Raw genomic sequence first — 16,844 nt, forward strand, 5'->3', positions numbered from 1 at the left:
TCAAGGCTCAAAACGGCACTTACGGAGCAATCGACGAGGTTTTCGCGAGCTTAGTTAGCGGGACTCGTTCATGGGGATGCGGACGCCGCGTTCCTTGGCGACCTCGACGGCGCGGTCGTAGCCGGCGTCGGCGTGGCGGATGACGCCCATGCCGGGGTCGTTGGTGAGGAGGCGGGCGAGCTTTTCCGCGGCGAGGTCGGTGCCGTCGGCGACGGAAACCTGGCCGGCGTGGATGGAGCGGCCGATCCCGACGCCGCCGCCGTGGTGGAGGGAGACCCAGGTGGCGCCGGAGGCGGTGTTGAGCAGGGCGTTGAGCAGCGGCCAGTCGGCGATCGCGTCGGAGCCGTCGGCCATGGCCTCGGTTTCTCGGTACGGGGACGCGACGGAGCCGGAGTCGAGGTGGTCGCGGCCGATCACGATGGGCGCCTTGACCTTGCCCTCCTTGACGAGCTGGTTGAACAGCAGGCCGGCCTTGGCGCGTTCGCCGTAGCCGAGCCAGCAGATGCGGGCCGGCAGGCCCTCGAACTCGACGCGTTCGGCGGCGGCGTCGATCCAGCGGTGCAGGTGCTTGTTCTCGGGGAACAGCTCCTTGATGGCCTTGTCCGTGACCGCGATGTCCTCGGGGTCACCGGAGAGGGCAACCCAGCGGAACGGGCCAAGGCCCTCGCAGAACAGCGGCCGAATGTAGGCCGGGACGAAGCCGGGGAATTCGAAGGCGCGGTTGTAGCCGCCCTTGCGGGCCTCGTCGCGGATGGAGTTGCCGTAGTCGAAGACCTCGGCGCCGGCATCCTGGAACTCGACCATGGCCTGGACGTGCTTGGCCATCGAGGCCTGGGCCTTCTTGGTGAAGCCCTCCGGATCGGCGGCGGCCTCGGCGTGCCATTCCTCGACCGTGATGCCCTCGGGCAGGTAGCTCAGCGGGTCGTGCGCGGAAGTCTGGTCCGTGACGATGTCGACGGTGAGCTCGCCGGCGTTGTGGCGGCGCAGGATCTCGGGGAAGACCTCGGCGGCGTTGCCGACGTAGCCCACGGACCAGCCGCGGCGCTCTTCCTTGGCTTTGAGGACCTTGGCGATCGCGGTGTCGAGATCCGTTTCGACCTCGTCGAGGTAGCGCTTGCCGACCCGGCGGCGCAGGCGCGTCTCGTCGACGTCGACAATCAGGCAGGCGCCGTCGTTCAGGGTGACGGCGAGCGGCTGGGCGCCGCCCATGCCGCCGCAGCCGCCGGTGAGGGTCAGGGTGCCGGCGAGCGTGCCGTTCTCGTCCCCGGTGAGCCTGCGGGCGATCGCGGCGAAGGTCTCGAAGGTGCCCTGAAGGATGCCCTGGGTGCCGATGTAGATCCAGGACCCGGCGGTCATCTGGCCGTACATCATCAGGCCCTCGGCCTCGAGCCGGCGGAACTCGGGCCAGTTGGCCCAGTCGCCGACGAGGTTGGAGTTGGCCAGCAGCACGCGCGGGGCCCATTCGTTGGTGCGGAAGACGCCGACCGGCTTGCCGGACTGGACCAAGAGGGTCTCGTCCTTTTCCATGGTTTCCAGGGTGCGGGTGATCGCGTCGAACGCGGCCCAGGACCGGACGGCGCGGCCGGTGCCGCCGTAGACCACCAGGTCATCGGGGCGCTCGGCGACCTCGGGGTCGAGGTTGTTCATGAGCATGCGCAGCGGGGCTTCCGTCTGCCAGCTCTTGGCGGTGAGCTCGGTGCCGCGGGCTGCTTTGACCGGGCGGGCACCGGTAGTGAAATCGGCGGGTGCCATGAGGGTCTCCTTTGTTGCTGGACGTGTAGCTGGATGGTGTCTGTGCGGACTGGTGTCCGGGTGTATCGCGAGGGGTGTATCGGGAGCAATGAGGTTCTATATCAACTAAAGCCCCTTCGCGGCCGTGGAAACAGGCCCATCGAAGGGGAGCTGTCCGGGATTCCAGACCCTCCCCCTCCCCCGTTGCGCTATCACTCCGGGTTGCTAAAACGGGCGAATGGGAGCCATAAGTGATAGCGCAACTGGGGGGCAGGGGTGGGGGGCAACCGGGTCAGGCGGGGCGGCCGTGAATCCGGACCGAGAGCTCGTCGGCGACCTTCTGGACCCTGGCGGCCAGGGCCGGCCACTGGTCCGCGGGCAGCTTGTCCTCAAGGAAAGTCACGGCGACGGCGGCGGTGGGCCACCCCACGTGGTCGGTCACGGCGGCGGCGATCGAGCCGAATCCGGGGGTCACCTCACCGTGCTCGGTGGCGTAGCCGCGCTGCCGGACCTGGTCCAGATGGGAGGACAGCGCTGAGTACTTCATGATGGGCGATTCGGTTTCGTGCCGGGCCGTGAAGGCGGCGGCGTTCGGGTACAGCGCCCGCACCTGGGATTTCGGCAGCGCGGCGAGGATGGCCCGGCCGCTGGCCGTGAGATGGCTGGGCAGCCGGACGCCGACGTCGGTCACCAGGGACGGCCGGTTCTTGGCCCGCTCCTCTACGATGTAGAGCACGTCGCGGCCGTGCAGCACTGCCAGGTGCGCGCTTTCGCCGATCACGTCCACGAGCGAGGCGAGCATCGGACGGCCCAGCCGGGACAACGGCTCCTGCCGGGAATAGGCCGAGCTGAGTTCGAAGGCGCTGATGCCCAGGCCGTAGCGCTGCTCCTCGTGCAGGTGGAGCACGAAGCCGTTCGCCTCCATCACCCCGAGCAGGTGGTAGACGCTGGAGCGCGGCAGTCCCAGCGCGGTGGCAATGTTCGACGCCGCCATCGGCCCGCGCCGGGAGGCCAGCAACTTGAGGATGCGCAGGGTGTTCTCGGCGGCCGGCACCTTCGACGCCACCTTGGCGCCGGCAGTCCTCTGGACGGCTTTGGGCGCGGGGACTTGGGCGGCGTGCGCGGCGGACTGGGCCACGGGCGCGTCAGGCGCTGCGGGCGCGGCGGTGGCTGCTGGCGGAGTCGCGGCGGCGGTGCTCACGGCGGTGCTGGTGGGTGGCATGGATCCTCTTCAGGGTCGGGCGGTGTCCGGTATCCCGTACTTAAGCATGCGCCCGACGCCGGACAACTGACAGTCTCCCACAGCAACCGATGTCTGGGATTCCGGACACTAACGACGTCGACGGCAGACTTCTCCTAATGCGACGTCCGAGGCGAGGGAGCAAGCCTCGCGTGCCTGTGGCTGGCACAGGAGACTTTTCAGTCAAATGACAGTGGTGCAAAAAATCCAAACAAGTCTCGTTGGGTGTTCCTTTTGGCCCTTCCCCAGAGCCAAAACACCGGATTACCGTTGAGGCAGCAGTCCGCCGGTTGCGGCAGTAGCGGGCGGTCCGGTACCCGTACGGCTCCGAATCAGTTTCAGAGACGATTTAGAGGCTAGCACCAGGAGTGACCATGAGCGTTCAGCACGAACCCGGGCGCAATGGAGCGGCCACGCTGCGGCGGCACGTCCTTCCGACGGAACTGGGTTCCTGCACGGTGCGGGTCCAGCACGGCACCGGAAGCCGGAGCCCCGCGCCCGGGACAGCGGATGTCTACCTTCACGGCGCCGCGGGATCCTGGACTTCCTTCCCGCCGATACTTTCCGGGGCGCCGGCTCATGACCGCGTGCTGATTGATCTGCCGGGCTGGGGCGAATCCACGAAGGGCGCCCGGCTGGAACATTTCAGTATCGAGGCGATGGCACAGGTTGTCACCGAAGTTTTGAACTCACTCGGGTACCGGCGATGGAACCTGGTGGGCCACTCAATGGGAGGATTCCTGGCATTGCACATTGCCGCGGCCTGGCCGGAGCGGACGGCCAGCGTCGCCACCATTTCGGCCACCACATTCGGCGTGTCCGAGGCGGCCCGGCGGCCTTTACACAGCCTGTCCAGCTTCCCGGCGTTTGTCGGCATGCTGCTGCTCATGCGCTCCGTGGCCGCCCTGGGTCCGGCAGCGCCGGCGCTGGTCCGTGCAGTCGGCAGCACACCCGTGACGGGACTGGTGTTGTCCCCGTTCTTCGCAGATCCCGCAGCCATATCGGCGGGGGTGATCCGCGGGCTCGGCGACGACGCCCGGCCAGCCAGCTTCTCCGCGGCTGCCCGCGCCGCGGCGCACTACGACTTTGGCCAGTGGCGCGGAATCCGCTGCCCGGTACTCGCGACGCGCGGGGACAGCGATGTGTTCACGCCTCCGTCTGACCTGAACCGGCTGGCCGAAATAGTCCCGCACGCCCAGCTTGTCACGATTCCGGGTTGCGGCCACTTCGCCAATATCGAACGGCCCGAGTACCTGCAACGGCTGCTCGATGATCTGCGGTCGACATGAAGAGTCCGCTGGCAATGAGTTCCCTGGTCCCGGGATGGTTCCCCGGAGGAAGGTAGTGAAAGCATGGTTGCAGCACTGTCGGGCAGGGTCGCCCTCGTTGCCGGGGCCACGCGCGGCGCCGGCCGCGGCACCGCCGTCGCCCTCGGCGAGGCAGGAGCGGTGGTGTACTGCACCGGGCGCACGACCTCCCGGTACCGTTCCGACTACAACCGGCCCGAGACGATCGAGGAGACGGCCGGGCTTGTCACCACCGCGGGCGGCACTGGAATCGCCGTCGAGGTCGATCACCGCCAGGCCGCCGGGGTGGCAGCCCTCGTGCAGCGGATCGACGCCGAGCAGGGCCGGCTGGACATCCTTGTCAACGACATCTGGGGCGGCGAGGACTTCATCGAATGGAACACTCCGCTCTGGGCGCACGATCTGAATGCCGGGCTGCAGATGCTCCACCTCGGCTTGGACACCCACCTCATCACGAGCCACTTCGCGCTGCCGCTGCTCACCCGCCGCCCCGGCGGCCTGGTGGTGGAGATGACCGACGGCACCCGCGAGTACAACGCACAGCACTACCGGGTTTCCGTGTTTTACGACCTCGTCAAGACCGCGGTGCTCCGTCTGGCGTTCAGCCAGGCGCAGGAGCTGAGGTCGTTCGGGTGCGCGGCGGTGGCGCTGACGCCCGGCTGGATGCGTTCCGAGATGATGCTCGAACACTTTGGTGTCACCGAGGCAAACTGGCGGGAGGCCGCCGGGACGCAACCGCACTTTGCCGCGATCTCGGAAAGCCCGCTGTTCGTCGGGCGTGCGGTCGCGGCCCTGGCGGCGGACCCCAACGTGCTCAGCCGCACGGGCGGCTCATTTTCGTCCGGCGCGCTGGCCCGCGAGTACGGCTTCACCGACACTGACGGCTCGCAGCCGGACTGCTGGAGGTACCTCGTTGAGGTCCAGGAAGCAGGGCTCGACGCCGACGCCGCCGGATACCGCTGACCCTGGCCCTCCGGGTCCGGCAGGCAATCGCCCGCGCCGGCGGCCCCGGCCGCCGGCGCCCGCTCGGCGCCGGCACGCATCCGTGGGTCCGACTCACGGACAACCGGCGGTGGGAAAGACTACGATCGGGTTCATGAAGCACACGTGGGAAGCTTCCGCGGACGGCATCATGGCTCTTCCGTCCGGCCGGCTCATTCGTGGCCGCGGCCTGCACTACCCGCTTCCGGCCGGGCCGTTTCCCGAGTTCGGCGTGTACCTGCTGGGCAAGCAGCCGCCGCCCGTGGGGTGGGAGTCCCGATGGGTGCCCTGGCCCGACCTTCGGCTGCCGGTCGACCAGCCGGATGCCCTCGAGGCGTTCCGGGAAGTCTGGCGCCGGGCCGAGACCGAACGGGTTGAAGTGGCCTGCTGGCGCGGCATCGGCAGGACCGGCACCGCACTGGCCTGCATCGCGATCCTGGACGGAGTCCCGCCCGGCCAGGCGGTGTCTTACGTCCGCCGCCAGTACCGGCGCCGGACAGTGGAAACTCCTTGGCAGCGGCAGTACGTGACCCGCTTCCGGATCGGAACACCCTAGACAGCTCCGCCCAAAAACCGCGACGCCGGCCAACCGGCAAACCGGGCTCACATGGTGACGACGGCCTTCCCGCGGAGGTGTCCCTCGCGCAGGTCCCGGATTGCCGCCGGCGCGTCCGCCAGGGCGTAGCTCTTGCCGATGACCGGCGTCACCGCGCCCGCCTCGATGAGCCCGGTCAGGAACCGGAGGTCCTCCGCCCGCTCGGCGGACATGACGCCCGTGAGCCGCTGACCGACAAACACGGAGAGCAGTCCGGCGCCGAGCGAGCGTTCAAATCCGCCCGTCAGCCGCCCGCCGCCTTCCCCGCCGACGATCGCGAGCGTTCCCTTTGGCTTGAGCGCCCGCCGCAGGACGGTGAGCGGGCGGTTGCCGGCGGTGTCGACAATGAGGTCGAATTGCCGGGCCCCGTCCGCGAAGTCGTCATACTTGTAGTCGATGACATGGTCCGCGCCGATCGAGCGGACCAGTTCGGTTTTCGCGGTGCTGCACACCCCCGTCACCTGCGCCCCGAATGCCTTGGCGAGCTGTACCGCGTATGCGCCGACCCCGCCGGCCGCGCCGATGACGAGGACCTCCTGCCCGGCCTGGACCCGGCCGGCGTCCCGGAGCGCTTGCAGGGCCGTGACGGCCGAGATCGGGACGGCGGCGGCCTGCTCGAAGCTGAGGTTCTTCGGCTTCAGCGCGAGCCGGCTTTCCTTCGCGCATGCGTATTCGGCGAAGGATCCCTCGCAGGTGCCGTACACCTCATCCCCGGTCCGAAATCCGACAACATTCCGGCCGACTGCCTCCACCCGGCCCGCCACGGCCCGGCCCCGGATGCGGGTCTTCGGTTTCCTGAGCCCGTAGCCGACCACGCGGGTCAGGTAGGGAAGGCCCGTCATGAGGTGCCAGACGCCCTGGTCGACGCCGGCGGCCCGCACCCCGATCAGCACGTCGTCATCGCCGGGCACGGGGGCGTCGACGTCGCGCAGTTCCAGCACCTCAACGGAACCGTAAACATCCTGAATGATCGCTTTCATGGTGCTTCTCCTTCAAAGTCGGGGTACTGGAAGACGTCGTCGAGCGGAACTTTGAGCACGTGGGCAATCTGGAACGCCAGCTCAAGCGACGGCGAGTAGCGGCCCTGCTCGATCGCGATGACCGTCTGGCGGGTCACGCCGATGCGGTCGGCGAGCTCCGCCTGGGTCAGCTCGCCGTTTTCGAAGCGCAGGCGCCGGATCGAGTTCGTGACCCGGGTCGGCTTCACCACGGCTGGAAGCCTTTGCGGTAGGCGACCACCTTGGCCACAGACCCCAGGATCGCGGACAGGACGAAGGCCAGATAGATGACGTTGGCGATCCAGAAGTGGTCGAGTTCGGCCATGGCCAGGATGAGCGCCGTCACGGCCCCGACGACCAGGAAGGACTGGCCGATGTACTCGCCGAAGCGGTAGATCTCCTTGTCCCGCTGGTCTTTCATGCCGGCGTCCTTGGCGGACAGGGCCCGGATCACCAGGTGGAGCACGATCGAAAGACCGATCGAGGCGGCGACCGTCCACAGCAGCGGCGCCACATACGGCACGTCCGCGAGCGGCATGGTGCCGGCCAGGCCAAAAACGACGGCGAGGTACACGGCGTAGGTTGCGGCCGCGAGCACCCCCATGATCCAGGCGCTCTTTTCTTCAAATGACATCTGCCGCTCCCGCGCACCCAAGGCAATGTAAAACAAACCTGACATCCCAAAAGTAAAGAAAACCTGACATGGTGTCAAGAGTTTTCGACTCAGCACCCGGTGGGGTTCGACGGCGGCGGCCGGCGACGCCCGTGCCGCGGCTGCCGCACAGTCTGAAATCAAAGACACGAAGTTCCGGTGAGACTCCTCACAGCAAGGCCGGACATGGTCTGCTGGATGGCGATCCCCCTCCCAATGACGAGAAGGTATTCGCATGCAACAAGCCCAAACCGCCACGAAGCCGGCACCTGACGAAACAGGCACCGGCAGCGCCGCCACCGCCGTCGGCGCAGCCGTCGACTCCGTACTCAGCCGGGGACTCAACGTCCGCCACATCCGCTTCATGGCGCTGGGCTCGGCGATCGGCACGGGCCTGTTCTACGGTTCCGCCTCCGCCATCCAGAAGGCCGGGCCCGCCGTCTTGCTGGCCTACATGATCGGCGGCGCCGCGGTCTTCATGGTGATGCGCGCCTTGGGCGAGATGGCGGTGCGGCATCCGGTGTCCGGGTCCTTCGGCCAGTACGCGAGCCGCTACCTGGGTCCGCTGGCCGGGTTCGTGACCGGCTGGACCTATGTCTTCGAGATGGCGATCGTGGCCATCGCGGATGTCACGGCGTTCAGCATCTACATGGGGTTCTGGTTCCCCGAGGTGGAGCGCTGGGTCTGGATCCTGGCCATCATCTTCTTCCTGGCGGCCCTGAACCTGCTCAGTGTCAAGGTCTTCGGCGAGCTGGAATTCTGGTTCTCCCTGATCAAGGTGGCGGCCATCATCGCCATGATCGCGGGCGGGGCGGCGATCATCGTCTTCGGCTTCCAGGCCGGCGGCGCCACCGTGGCGCCGGGGCTTGGCAACCTCGTGGACCACGGGGGCCTGTTCCCCAACGGGTTCGAGGGGCTCCTGGCCTCCTTTGCCGTGGTGATGTTCGCGTTTGGCGGCGTGGAGACCCTCGGCATCACCGCCGGCGAGGCCGCCGATCCGAAAAAGGTCATCCCCAAGGCCGTCAACACCGTTCCCGTCCGGGTCCTGCTGTTCTATGTGCTGACCCTCGGCGTGCTGATGAGCCTGTTCCCGTGGGACGAAATTGGCAGCAACGGCAGCCCCTTCGTGCAGATCTTCAGCGGCCTGGGCATCCCGGCCGCGCCCCACATCCTCAACGCCGTCGTGATCACGGCGGCGCTCTCGGCCGTCAACAGCGACATCTTCGGCGCCGGTCGGATCCTCTTCGGCCTGGCCCGGCAGGGCCACGCCCCGGCGAGCTTCGGCAAGGTGTCCCGTCACGGCGTGCCGTGGATGACCGTGGTGATGATGACCGGCATCCTGCTGGTGGGAGTGGTGCTGAACGCCGTGATCCCGGAGGACGTCTTCCTGCTGATCGCCTCGATCGCCACCTTCGCCACCGTGTGGGTCTGGGCCATGATCCTGGCCTCCCATGTCGCCATGAAGCGCGAGATCGCCCGCAAGGGTCTGCCGGCGTCGGAGTTCCCCTCACCGTGGTGGCCCGCCGCTTCCGTACTGACCATCGCGTTCATGGCCCTTGTGATCGTGATTCTGGGCGTCTTCGAGGACACCCGCGTGGCGCTGTACGTGGGTGCCGTCTGGCTCGGCGTCCTGGTAATTGCCTACCGGCTCTGGGTCCGCGGCCACGGCCGGGCAAGGGCGGAACTCGTCGACGAAACGGCCCAGCTGCCGCAGGTTCCCGCCGGGCGGTAACGGTGCTTCAACCTCCCGCAGGGCTCCCGGGAGCGCCCTCGCGGGGTTAAGATCAGGCATGGTTCCCGCCACCAACCTCCTGGCCTTTGCCCTTGCCGCCGCCGTTCTCATCGCCGTCCCGGGGCCCAGCGTGCTGTTCGTGATCGGGCGGACCCTCGCCCTGGGACGCCGGGGCGGGCTGTTGAGTGTCCTGGGCAACGCGGCCGGCGAGGTGGTGCAGATCGCCGCCGTGGCCCTGGGCGTCGGGGTGGTGCTGGCCCAGTCCATGGTGCTGTTCAGCGTGGTGAAATTCGCCGGCGCCGCCTACCTTGTTTACCTCGGGATCCAGGCGATCCGGCACCGCGGCGGCGCGCCGGCGCCGGCGTCGTCCTCGAACCCGTCCTCGACTGCCCGAGTGCTCCGGGAGGGCTTCATCGTCGGCGCGACCAACCCCAAGTCGATTGTGTTCTTCGTGGCCGTGCTTCCCCAGTTCGTGGACTACTCTGCTGGCGCGATTCCGGTGCAGCTCGGAACCCTGGGGGCGGTCTTCCTGCTCATTGCCCTGGTCTCAGACAGCACGTGGTCCCTGGCGGCCGGAACGGCCCGGCACTGGTTTGCGCGGTCCCCGCGGCGGATCGCCGCGCTCAGCACCACCGGCGGAGTGATGATGATCGGGCTGGGCGGCACCCTCGCGCTCGTGGGCAACTCGGCGGAGTTCCAGCCGGGCGACTAGCCGGGCAACTGGCCGGACAGCCCAGCCGACGGCGGGCTACCGCGCGGACCAGCCGCCGTCCATCGTATAGCTGGCGCCGGTGACCATGCCGGCGTCGTCGGATGCCAGCCACGCCACCAGGGACGCGACTTCCTCGGGCTCCACGAGCCGCTTGACCGCCGATTCCGTCAGCATGATCTTGGCGAGCACCTCGGACTCCGGGATGCCATGCACCTTGGCCTGGTCGGCAATCTGCGCCTCGACCAGGGGGGTGCGGACGTAGCCGGGGTTGATGCAATTGGACGTGACTCCGTGCGCCCCGCCCTCGAGTGCCGTCACCTTGCTCAGGCCCTCCAGCCCGTGCTTGGCCGAAACGTAGGCGCTCTTGAACGGCGACGCCCGGAGCCCGTGCACGGAGGACAGGTTGATGATGCGGCCGAAGTTGTTGGCGTACATGTGCGGCAGCGCGGCCCGGATCAGCAGGAACGGCGCCTCCAGCATGAGGGTGATGATGCGGCGGAAGTCGGCCGGATCGAACTCCTCGATGGGGCTGATGCGCTGGATTCCGGCGTTGTTCACCAGGATGTCGCAGTCCAGGCTGAGCGTCTGGAGGGATTCAACGTCAAGTAGGTTGACTGCCCACGCGGTACCGCCGACCTCGTCGGCCAGCGCGGCGGCGGCGGACTCGTCCACGTCCGCGATCACCACTTTGGCCCCGCGCGCAGCCAGGGCGCGGACGCTGGCTGCGCCGATCCCGCCGGCGCCGCCGGTGACCAGGGCCTTGCGTCCGTTCAGCGTGTTTTCCATAACTCAGCCTTCCATATCAAAAATTCGATGAGACGGCCGGCTCCAGCGTGGCTGGAGCCGGCCCAAACTCAAGCAGCCCAGTTACTCAAGCAGCCCAGTTACTCAAGCAGCCCAGTAACTCAAGCAGCTCAGCGCATGGCTGCTACGGGCAGGCCCTCGCGTTCGGCGTCGGCCCGGTCCACGTCCTCCAGCGCGATGCCCTTGGTTTCCTTCAGGCTCAGCACTGCCACGGTGGTAATGGCGCAGGCGACTACCAGGTAGATCGCGGTCGGCAGCCAGGAGCCGGTGTCCTTGAGCCACTGGGTGGCCAGGAGCGGCGCCAGCGAACCGGCGAAGATCGAGGTGACCTGCGAGCCAAGGGAGACGCCGGCATAGCGCATCCGGGTCGGGAAGAGCTCCGACATGATGGCCGGCTGGCCGGCATACATGAAGGCGTGCAGGCACAGGCCGATCGTGACGGCCAGGACGATGATCACCGGGTTGCGGGTATCGAACATCGGGAAGGCGAAGAACGGCCAGGTGGCGCCGGTGACGACACCGACGAGGTAGACCGGCTTCCGGCCCCAGCTGTCCACGAGGCGCCCGACCTGCGGGATGACCAGGAAGTGGATGACGTGGGCGATCAGCAGGGCCAGCAGCAGCGAGGAGGTGTCGTACTTGTGCACGGACTTCAGGTAGACGATCGCGAAGCTGACAACGAGGTAGTACATGATGTTTTCCGCGAACCGGAGCCCCATGGCCTGCAGGATGCCCTTGGGGTACTTGCGGATGACTTCGCGGACGCCGTAGCTGGCGGACTGATCCTCTTCCAGCTGGGCCTTGGCCTCGAGGAAGATGGGCGATTCGGAGACGTGGGTGCGGATGTAGTAACCGACGAAGACGATCACGGCGGAGAGCCAGAACGCCACACGCCAGCCCCAGCTGAGGAAGTCGGCGGAGCTGAGCACGTTGGACATAATGAACAGGACCAGGGTGGCCAGCAGGTTGCCCACGGGAACGGCCGCCTGCGGCCAGCTGGACCAGAAGCCACGGGACTTGTTGGGGCTGTGCTCGGCGACGAGCAGGACTGCGCCACCCCATTCGCCGCCGAGGGCGAAGCCCTGGATGAAGCGCAGGAGGACCAGCAGCGCCGGTGCCAGGTAGCCGAGGGTGGCGAAGCCCGGGAGGCAGCCCATCAGGAAGGTGGAGACACCGATGATGATGATGGTGAGCTGCAGGGTGGGCTTGCGGCCGAGCTTGTCGCCGATCTGGCCGAAGACAATGCCGCCCAGCGGGCGGGCCACGAAACCGACGGCGTAGGTCAGGAACGCCTGGATGATGCCGTCCAGCTCGTTGCCCGTGGCGGGGAAGAAGTACTTGCCGAACACCAGGGTGGCGGCGGTGGCGTAGAGGAAGAATTCGTACCACTCGACGACGGTTCCCACCATCGAGGCTGCGACGATTTTCTTGAGCCCGGAACCCTTGGATGCGGGTGCTGCGGGGGTTGTTGCAGAGCGTTGGTTTACGCTCATGTGGTTCTCCTTAGTGTCATCGGTGACACGCGCTGTGAGGCACAGCACTGAAATGGCTCCATTGAGTATTGCCGCACATTCACGGCGATTCAATGGCCAAACCGGCACCCGGTGTGTGCAGAATTGCAGATATGAACGCCAATCCCGATGACCTGCTGGTCCTGCTCGCGGTGTCCCGTTCGGGCAAATTTACGACGGCGGCCCAGACGCTCGGACTGAACCACACCACCGTCTCCCGGCGGATCGCGGCGCTGGAGAAGGCGCTGGGCGGCCGCGTGCTCTCGCGCGCGTCCGGCGGCTGGGAGCTCACCGAGCTCGGTGCCGAGGCCGTGCGCGTGGCTGAGCAGGTCGAGAGTGCCGTGCGCACCCTGGAGCAGCCCGGGCACACTCCGGACCCCATCACCGGCGTCGTCCGGATGACCGCGACGGACGGTTTCAGCGCCTACATCGCCGCGCCGGCCGTGGCCCGGCTCCGCCGCGACCATCCCGGCCTCAGCGTCGAGATCATCACCGTGACGCGCCGGGCGCTCCAGCAGCGTTCCGGCCTGGACATCGAGGTGGTGGTCGGCGAGCCGCAGGTGCACCGGGCAGAGGCCGGGCAGCTCGGCGAGTACATGCTGGGTATGTATGCCTCGCGCGGGTACCTGGCCGAGTACGGCACCCCGGCCACCGTGGAGGAACTGACGGCCCACTCGCTGGTCTATTTCGTCGATTCGATGCTGCAGGTGGACGATCTGGACGCCCCGCGGCGGCTGGTGCCCACCATGCGGGACGGGCTGAGCTCCACCAACGTCTTTGTCCATGTGGAGGCCACCCGGGCCGGCGCCGGGATCGGGTTCCTGCCCTGCTTCGCAGCCGACCTGCATCCGGACCTCGTCCGGCTGCTGCCGGAGGAATTCGCGGAGTTGCTCCCCTACTGGATGGTGCTCCGGCCCGATTCGATGCGCCGGCCTGCAGTGGCCGCGCTCGTGCAGGCGTTGCGGGAGCAGACCGCGGCGCACCGCGATGCCCTGCTGGGGCGGGGAGCACCCACATCGATTGCTCCGTAGGCGCCGTTATGGTGCCGCAAAAGGGCCGTTACGGAGCAGTCGGCGAGTCTGCAGGCGACTCTGCGGGGGGCTCGGCAAGGGGCTCAGCAGGGGGCTCAGCGGGGGCGGGCGCCTTCGGGTCATGCCGGACGGCGGCACCGGCGGCGAACGCCCGCACCTTTTCGTCGTTCCAGATGTGGGCCGGCACCGCGCCGCCGAGCAGGCGCCGCGCGAGGCCGGGATCGTCGTCGAACGGGACATCGCTGCCGGCCATGACCATGTTGCCGTAGCGCCGGCCCTTGAGCATGGCCGGATCCGCGATGAGCACGGTGTATGGGAAGGCGTCGGCGATGGTGGCGGCGTCTTCGCGGGCATTCTTGAGGTCCGGGGCGTCGCCGGAGTTGACCACATAGATCCCGCCGGGTGCCAGGACGCGCTTGGCGTGCTCGGTGAAGTCCCGGGTGGTCAGTGGCCGCGGGGTCACCGAGCCGGCGAAGACGTCGCGGATGATCAGGTCCCGGGTCTGCGGGGTCAGGCTCTCCGTGACTTCGCGGGCCTCTCCCACGCGCAGGCGCAGCAGCGGTGCCTTGGGCAGGTCAAACCAGCCCCGGACATAGTCGGCGAGCTTGCCGTCCAGCTCCACCACCACCTGGCGGGCGTCCGGATAAGCGGTGTGGAAGTAGCGGGCAAGTGAGCATGCTCCCCCGCCGAGGTGCAGGGCGCGCAGCTTGGGCCTTGAATCCCGCGGCCAGCGCGACTCCACCAGGGCGGCCATCCAGCGCATGTACTCGAAGTCCAGGAATAACGGGTCCGCGAGGTCAATGTGAGAGCTCATGACCCCGTTGATGCGCAGGAGCCAGCCGGTGGAATTGTCCTGATCCGGAATCAGCTCGCAGTCCCCGGTGTCGATGTAATACACCCCGGCCACAGGACCGGCCGGGCGGGAACCCTTGGGCACTTCCACCACTCCGGGCTCGGCGGATCCGGCGCCCCGCCCCCTGCCCCGCTTGGCCATCAGCTTTCCCCCGCATTGTGCATGTTTCAACCCTAGTTCACCGACAGAGGTGCCCCCGGACCCCGCTCCCGTTCCCGGTCCCGGTCGGGGGTCCCGTTCCCCGGGAACGGGGCCCGCGCCGCCGGACGCAGGCAGCCCGTGGGACCAAAGCCCCTAGCTATTTTCGGGCCGCAGGGTTTCTACTGGGGCTGCACATACTGCCGGGCGAAGGGGTGCGTCCGCCGAGCCGGGAGGAATAATGTCGGCACCCGCAGGGCAGCAGGGCGGCATCGTCGCAGTCGGCTACGGCGGGTCCGCGGCCGCCCAACTCGCTGTTCGCTGGGCCGCCGGCTACGCGGCCGCAGCCGGGCTGAACCTGCGCGTGGTCCATGCCTGGGTGTGGCCGGTCTTCACCAAGAACCTGGGCCCCGTCAAGGGCGTGGCCGGCAGCGGGCTGCGGCACTCCGCGGAAGCCATCCTCGCCGAGGGCGTCGAGCTGGCCCGCAAGGCCGCCCTCGAAGCAGCCGGAGCCGCGCCCCCGGGCATCCAGCGCGCCGTTTCCGACAATGAGCCGGAACGCCCGGGCCCCGCCGTCGATGGCCTGATGGAGGCCGGGCTCCCGGCACCCGTACTGCGCGACGCCGCCCGGGACGCCCGGCTGCTGGTGGTCGGCAGCCGGGGCCATGGCGCCGTCCTGGACCAGATGGCCGGCTCGGTCTGCATCGATCTGGCCGGCTCGGCACCCTGCCCGGTGATGGTGATCCGGCGCCCGCAACGCCGCGCTCACCCGGTCATGGTGGGCGTCGATGCCTCGCCCCGCAGCCCAGCCACGGTGGCCGAGGCCATCCGGCTGGCCGAAGTCCTCGGCGCCCCGCTGCACCTCGTCCACGTCGATCCGCTGCGCGGCGGGGCGCGGGAGGAGTACGGCCGCCATACCCGGCACCACGGCCAGGATCTGCTCGACCGCGCCATCGACGAGGCCCGCGGACGGGCGCCCGGGCTGGAGGTTTCCGGCGTCCTCCGCTTGGGCCACGGCGCCCGGGAGCTGCTCGACACCGCGGACGACGCCGACGTCCTGGTGCTCGGCACCCACAACCCTACGGCCGGACCCGGCAACACGGTCTCTGCCGTGCTGCACAAGGCGCGCTGCAACGTGCTGGTCACCCGCTAGCCGCCGCGAACGTCACCGCTTCGGACCGGGAGATGCTGCACAGAAGGAGGCCGCGGTGCGAGCCTGGCAAGTTGGACTTCCGGGGCCCATGTCCAGCGGGCCCCTCGTGGCCGCCGACCGTCCGGATCCCGTGCCCGGACGCGGGGAGGTCCTGCTGAAGGTGCGGGTCTGCGGCGTGTGCCGCACGGACTTGCACCTGGCCGAGGGCGACCTCACGCCGCGGCACCCCGGGATCATCCCGGGCCACGAGGTTGTGGGTGAGGTGATCGGGCACGGCCCGGGGGCGGGCAGGTTCGGCCCCGGCGAACGGGTGGGCGTGGCTTGGCTCGGCGGCACCTGCGGCGCCTGCCGGTTCTGCCTGCGCGGCCAGGAAAACCTCTGCCTGTCCCCCACTTTCACCGGCTGGGACCGCGACGGCGGGTACGCCGAGCTCATCACGGTGGCGGAGAACTTCGCCTACCGGATCCCGGAGATGTTTAGCGATGAGGAGGCCGCACCGCTCCTGTGCTCAGGCATCATCGGCTACCGTGCCCTGACCCGGGCCGAGCTCCCGATCGGCGGGCGGCTTGGCATCTACGGCTTCGGCGGCTCCGCGCATCTGGCCGCCCAGATCGCGCTCTACCGGGGTGCCCGCGTCTACGTCATGACCCGGTCCGCCCAGGCGCGCGCCCTGGCCCTGGACCTGGGTGCGACGTTCGCGGGCGGGGCCGAGGAGCAGCCGCCGGATCCCCTGGATGCCGCGATCCTGTTCGCCCCCGCGGGCGGGCTGGTGCCGGTTGCGCTCCGGGCCCTGGACCGCGGCGGGACGCTCGCCGTCGCGGGCATCCACCTGAGCGACATTCCGTCCCTGCATTACGCCGACGAGCTCTTCGAAGAGCGCCAGCTGCGCAGCGTCACGGCCAACACCAGGGCCGACGGCGAGGAGTTCTTCCGGATCGCCGCCGAGATCCCGCTCCGGCCCACCACCGTGGCGTACCCGTTCGAGGCCGCGGACCAGGCCCTGCTGGACCTGGCGGAGGACCGGATCACGGGGGCGGCCGTGCTGCACATGGAGTCGACCTAGGCCAAGCCGGGCCGCCGCCGTCGAACTCGCCGGAAAGGTGCGGGGTCGCCGCGACGTTAAGGCGATCTGGTGCGTATCCGGCGAACTCGCGGCTGCGGGCCCGCGCGTCAGTCGCCGCCGGCGCTGATCCCGAACTCGCTCTTCAGCCGCATGCGGGCGCCGCGCTCAACCAGTGTGGGTATGTAGGTCCTGATCCGGCCCGAATTCAGGGCGTCGAATTCCTCGCCGACAATCCCGGCGATGTGCACCCGCGGAACGTGCGGAAACCGGGCAGCCAGACGCTCGACAACCTGATCAATGCTGGGTTCATTAGCATCGTCCGTCACCTCTTCAGTGTGGAGCG

The 16,844-nt window shown here is 68.5% G+C and carries 17 protein-coding genes; 8 read left to right on the forward strand and 9 right to left on the reverse strand.

Annotated features, from left to right (window positions below; all coding sequences use genetic code 11):
- Nucleotides 1-54: 54 nt before the first annotated feature.
- Nucleotides 55-1,752: a urocanate hydratase gene (gene hutU / locus AC1DZQ_RS13185; RefSeq protein ID WP_476963948.1), complete on the reverse strand. Its 1,698-nt coding sequence runs from the start codon at nucleotides 1,750-1,752 to the stop codon at nucleotides 55-57.
- Nucleotides 1,753-2,023: 271 nt separating this feature from the next.
- Nucleotides 2,024-2,953 (reverse strand): IclR family transcriptional regulator, encoded by a 930-nt coding sequence (locus AC1DZQ_RS13190; RefSeq protein ID WP_476963949.1) that lies wholly within the window; start codon nucleotides 2,951-2,953, stop codon nucleotides 2,024-2,026.
- A gap of 392 nt (nucleotides 2,954-3,345) precedes the next feature.
- Here AC1DZQ_RS13190 and AC1DZQ_RS13195 point away from each other — a divergent pair, with 392 nt between their 5' ends.
- From AC1DZQ_RS13195 to AC1DZQ_RS13205, 3 genes are all read left to right on the forward strand, one after another.
- Nucleotides 3,346-4,260, forward strand: a complete 915-nt coding sequence (locus AC1DZQ_RS13195; protein ID WP_476963950.1) for an alpha/beta fold hydrolase — start codon at nucleotides 3,346-3,348, stop codon at nucleotides 4,258-4,260.
- Between the two features lie 63 nt (nucleotides 4,261-4,323).
- The gene (locus AC1DZQ_RS13200) at nucleotides 4,324-5,241 is read left to right on the forward strand and encodes an SDR family oxidoreductase (RefSeq protein ID WP_476963951.1); all 918 of its coding nucleotides are present in this window, start codon (nucleotides 4,324-4,326) and stop codon (nucleotides 5,239-5,241) included.
- A gap of 133 nt (nucleotides 5,242-5,374) precedes the next feature.
- Nucleotides 5,375-5,815, forward strand: a complete 441-nt coding sequence (locus tag AC1DZQ_RS13205; protein WP_476963952.1) for a protein-tyrosine phosphatase family protein — start codon at nucleotides 5,375-5,377, stop codon at nucleotides 5,813-5,815.
- Between the two features lie 47 nt (nucleotides 5,816-5,862).
- Here AC1DZQ_RS13205 and AC1DZQ_RS13210 read toward each other — a convergent pair whose 3' ends face one another.
- From AC1DZQ_RS13210 to AC1DZQ_RS13220, 3 genes are read right to left on the reverse strand one after another with little or no spacing between them, the layout of a single operon-like run.
- Nucleotides 5,863-6,834 carry an NAD(P)-dependent alcohol dehydrogenase gene (locus tag AC1DZQ_RS13210; protein ID WP_476963953.1) on the reverse strand — a complete coding sequence of 324 codons (972 nt, stop codon included), beginning with the start codon at nucleotides 6,832-6,834 and terminating at the stop codon, nucleotides 5,863-5,865.
- On the reverse strand, nucleotides 6,831-7,064 hold the full coding sequence (locus AC1DZQ_RS13215; protein WP_476963954.1) for a helix-turn-helix transcriptional regulator: 234 nt from the start codon (nucleotides 7,062-7,064) through the stop codon (nucleotides 6,831-6,833). The genes AC1DZQ_RS13210 and AC1DZQ_RS13215 overlap by 4 nt, the downstream gene beginning before the upstream one ends.
- The gene (locus AC1DZQ_RS13220; protein WP_476963955.1) at nucleotides 7,058-7,486 is read right to left on the reverse strand and encodes a hypothetical protein; all 429 of its coding nucleotides are present in this window, start codon (nucleotides 7,484-7,486) and stop codon (nucleotides 7,058-7,060) included. The genes AC1DZQ_RS13215 and AC1DZQ_RS13220 overlap by 7 nt, the downstream gene beginning before the upstream one ends.
- A gap of 253 nt (nucleotides 7,487-7,739) precedes the next feature.
- On the opposite strand from AC1DZQ_RS13220, the gene AC1DZQ_RS13225 reads away from it, so the two are divergent.
- Together AC1DZQ_RS13225 and AC1DZQ_RS13230 are read left to right on the forward strand one after the other, a co-directional pair.
- Nucleotides 7,740-9,236, forward strand: coding sequence for an amino acid permease (locus AC1DZQ_RS13225; RefSeq protein ID WP_476963956.1), 1,497 nt, complete (start codon nucleotides 7,740-7,742; stop codon nucleotides 9,234-9,236).
- Nucleotides 9,237-9,294: 58 nt separating this feature from the next.
- The gene (locus AC1DZQ_RS13230) at nucleotides 9,295-9,948 is read left to right on the forward strand and encodes a LysE family translocator (protein WP_476963957.1); all 654 of its coding nucleotides are present in this window, start codon (nucleotides 9,295-9,297) and stop codon (nucleotides 9,946-9,948) included.
- Between the two features lie 36 nt (nucleotides 9,949-9,984).
- Here AC1DZQ_RS13230 and AC1DZQ_RS13235 read toward each other — a convergent pair whose 3' ends face one another.
- The gene (locus tag AC1DZQ_RS13235) at nucleotides 9,985-10,734 is read right to left on the reverse strand and encodes a 3-hydroxybutyrate dehydrogenase (RefSeq protein ID WP_476963958.1); all 750 of its coding nucleotides are present in this window, start codon (nucleotides 10,732-10,734) and stop codon (nucleotides 9,985-9,987) included.
- Nucleotides 10,735-10,862: 128 nt separating this feature from the next.
- The gene (locus tag AC1DZQ_RS13240; protein WP_476963959.1) at nucleotides 10,863-12,245 is read right to left on the reverse strand and encodes an MFS transporter; all 1,383 of its coding nucleotides are present in this window, start codon (nucleotides 12,243-12,245) and stop codon (nucleotides 10,863-10,865) included.
- Nucleotides 12,246-12,376: 131 nt separating this feature from the next.
- On the opposite strand from AC1DZQ_RS13240, the gene AC1DZQ_RS13245 reads away from it, so the two are divergent.
- A complete protein-coding gene (locus tag AC1DZQ_RS13245; protein ID WP_476963960.1) occupies nucleotides 12,377-13,294 on the forward strand; it encodes a LysR family transcriptional regulator in 918 nt (305 codons plus the stop codon).
- Nucleotides 13,295-13,322: 28 nt separating this feature from the next.
- Here the strand turns inward: AC1DZQ_RS13245 and AC1DZQ_RS13250 are convergent, their stop codons facing one another.
- Nucleotides 13,323-14,288: a spermidine synthase gene (locus AC1DZQ_RS13250; RefSeq protein ID WP_476963961.1), complete on the reverse strand. Its 966-nt coding sequence runs from the start codon at nucleotides 14,286-14,288 to the stop codon at nucleotides 13,323-13,325.
- 238 nt (nucleotides 14,289-14,526) lie between these two features.
- On the opposite strand from AC1DZQ_RS13250, the gene AC1DZQ_RS13255 reads away from it, so the two are divergent.
- Nucleotides 14,527-15,438, forward strand: a complete 912-nt coding sequence (locus AC1DZQ_RS13255) for a universal stress protein (protein WP_476963962.1) — start codon at nucleotides 14,527-14,529, stop codon at nucleotides 15,436-15,438.
- A 55-nt stretch (nucleotides 15,439-15,493) separates the two neighbouring features.
- Nucleotides 15,494-16,501, forward strand: a complete 1,008-nt coding sequence (locus AC1DZQ_RS13260) for a zinc-dependent alcohol dehydrogenase family protein (RefSeq protein WP_476963963.1) — start codon at nucleotides 15,494-15,496, stop codon at nucleotides 16,499-16,501.
- A 107-nt stretch (nucleotides 16,502-16,608) separates the two neighbouring features.
- Here the strand turns inward: AC1DZQ_RS13260 and AC1DZQ_RS13265 are convergent, their stop codons facing one another.
- Nucleotides 16,609-16,827: a three-helix bundle dimerization domain-containing protein gene (locus AC1DZQ_RS13265; protein ID WP_476963964.1), complete on the reverse strand. Its 219-nt coding sequence runs from the start codon at nucleotides 16,825-16,827 to the stop codon at nucleotides 16,609-16,611.
- Nucleotides 16,828-16,844 lie beyond the last annotated feature (17 nt).

Source organism: Arthrobacter sp. P1_C12_2, assembly GCF_056406415.1.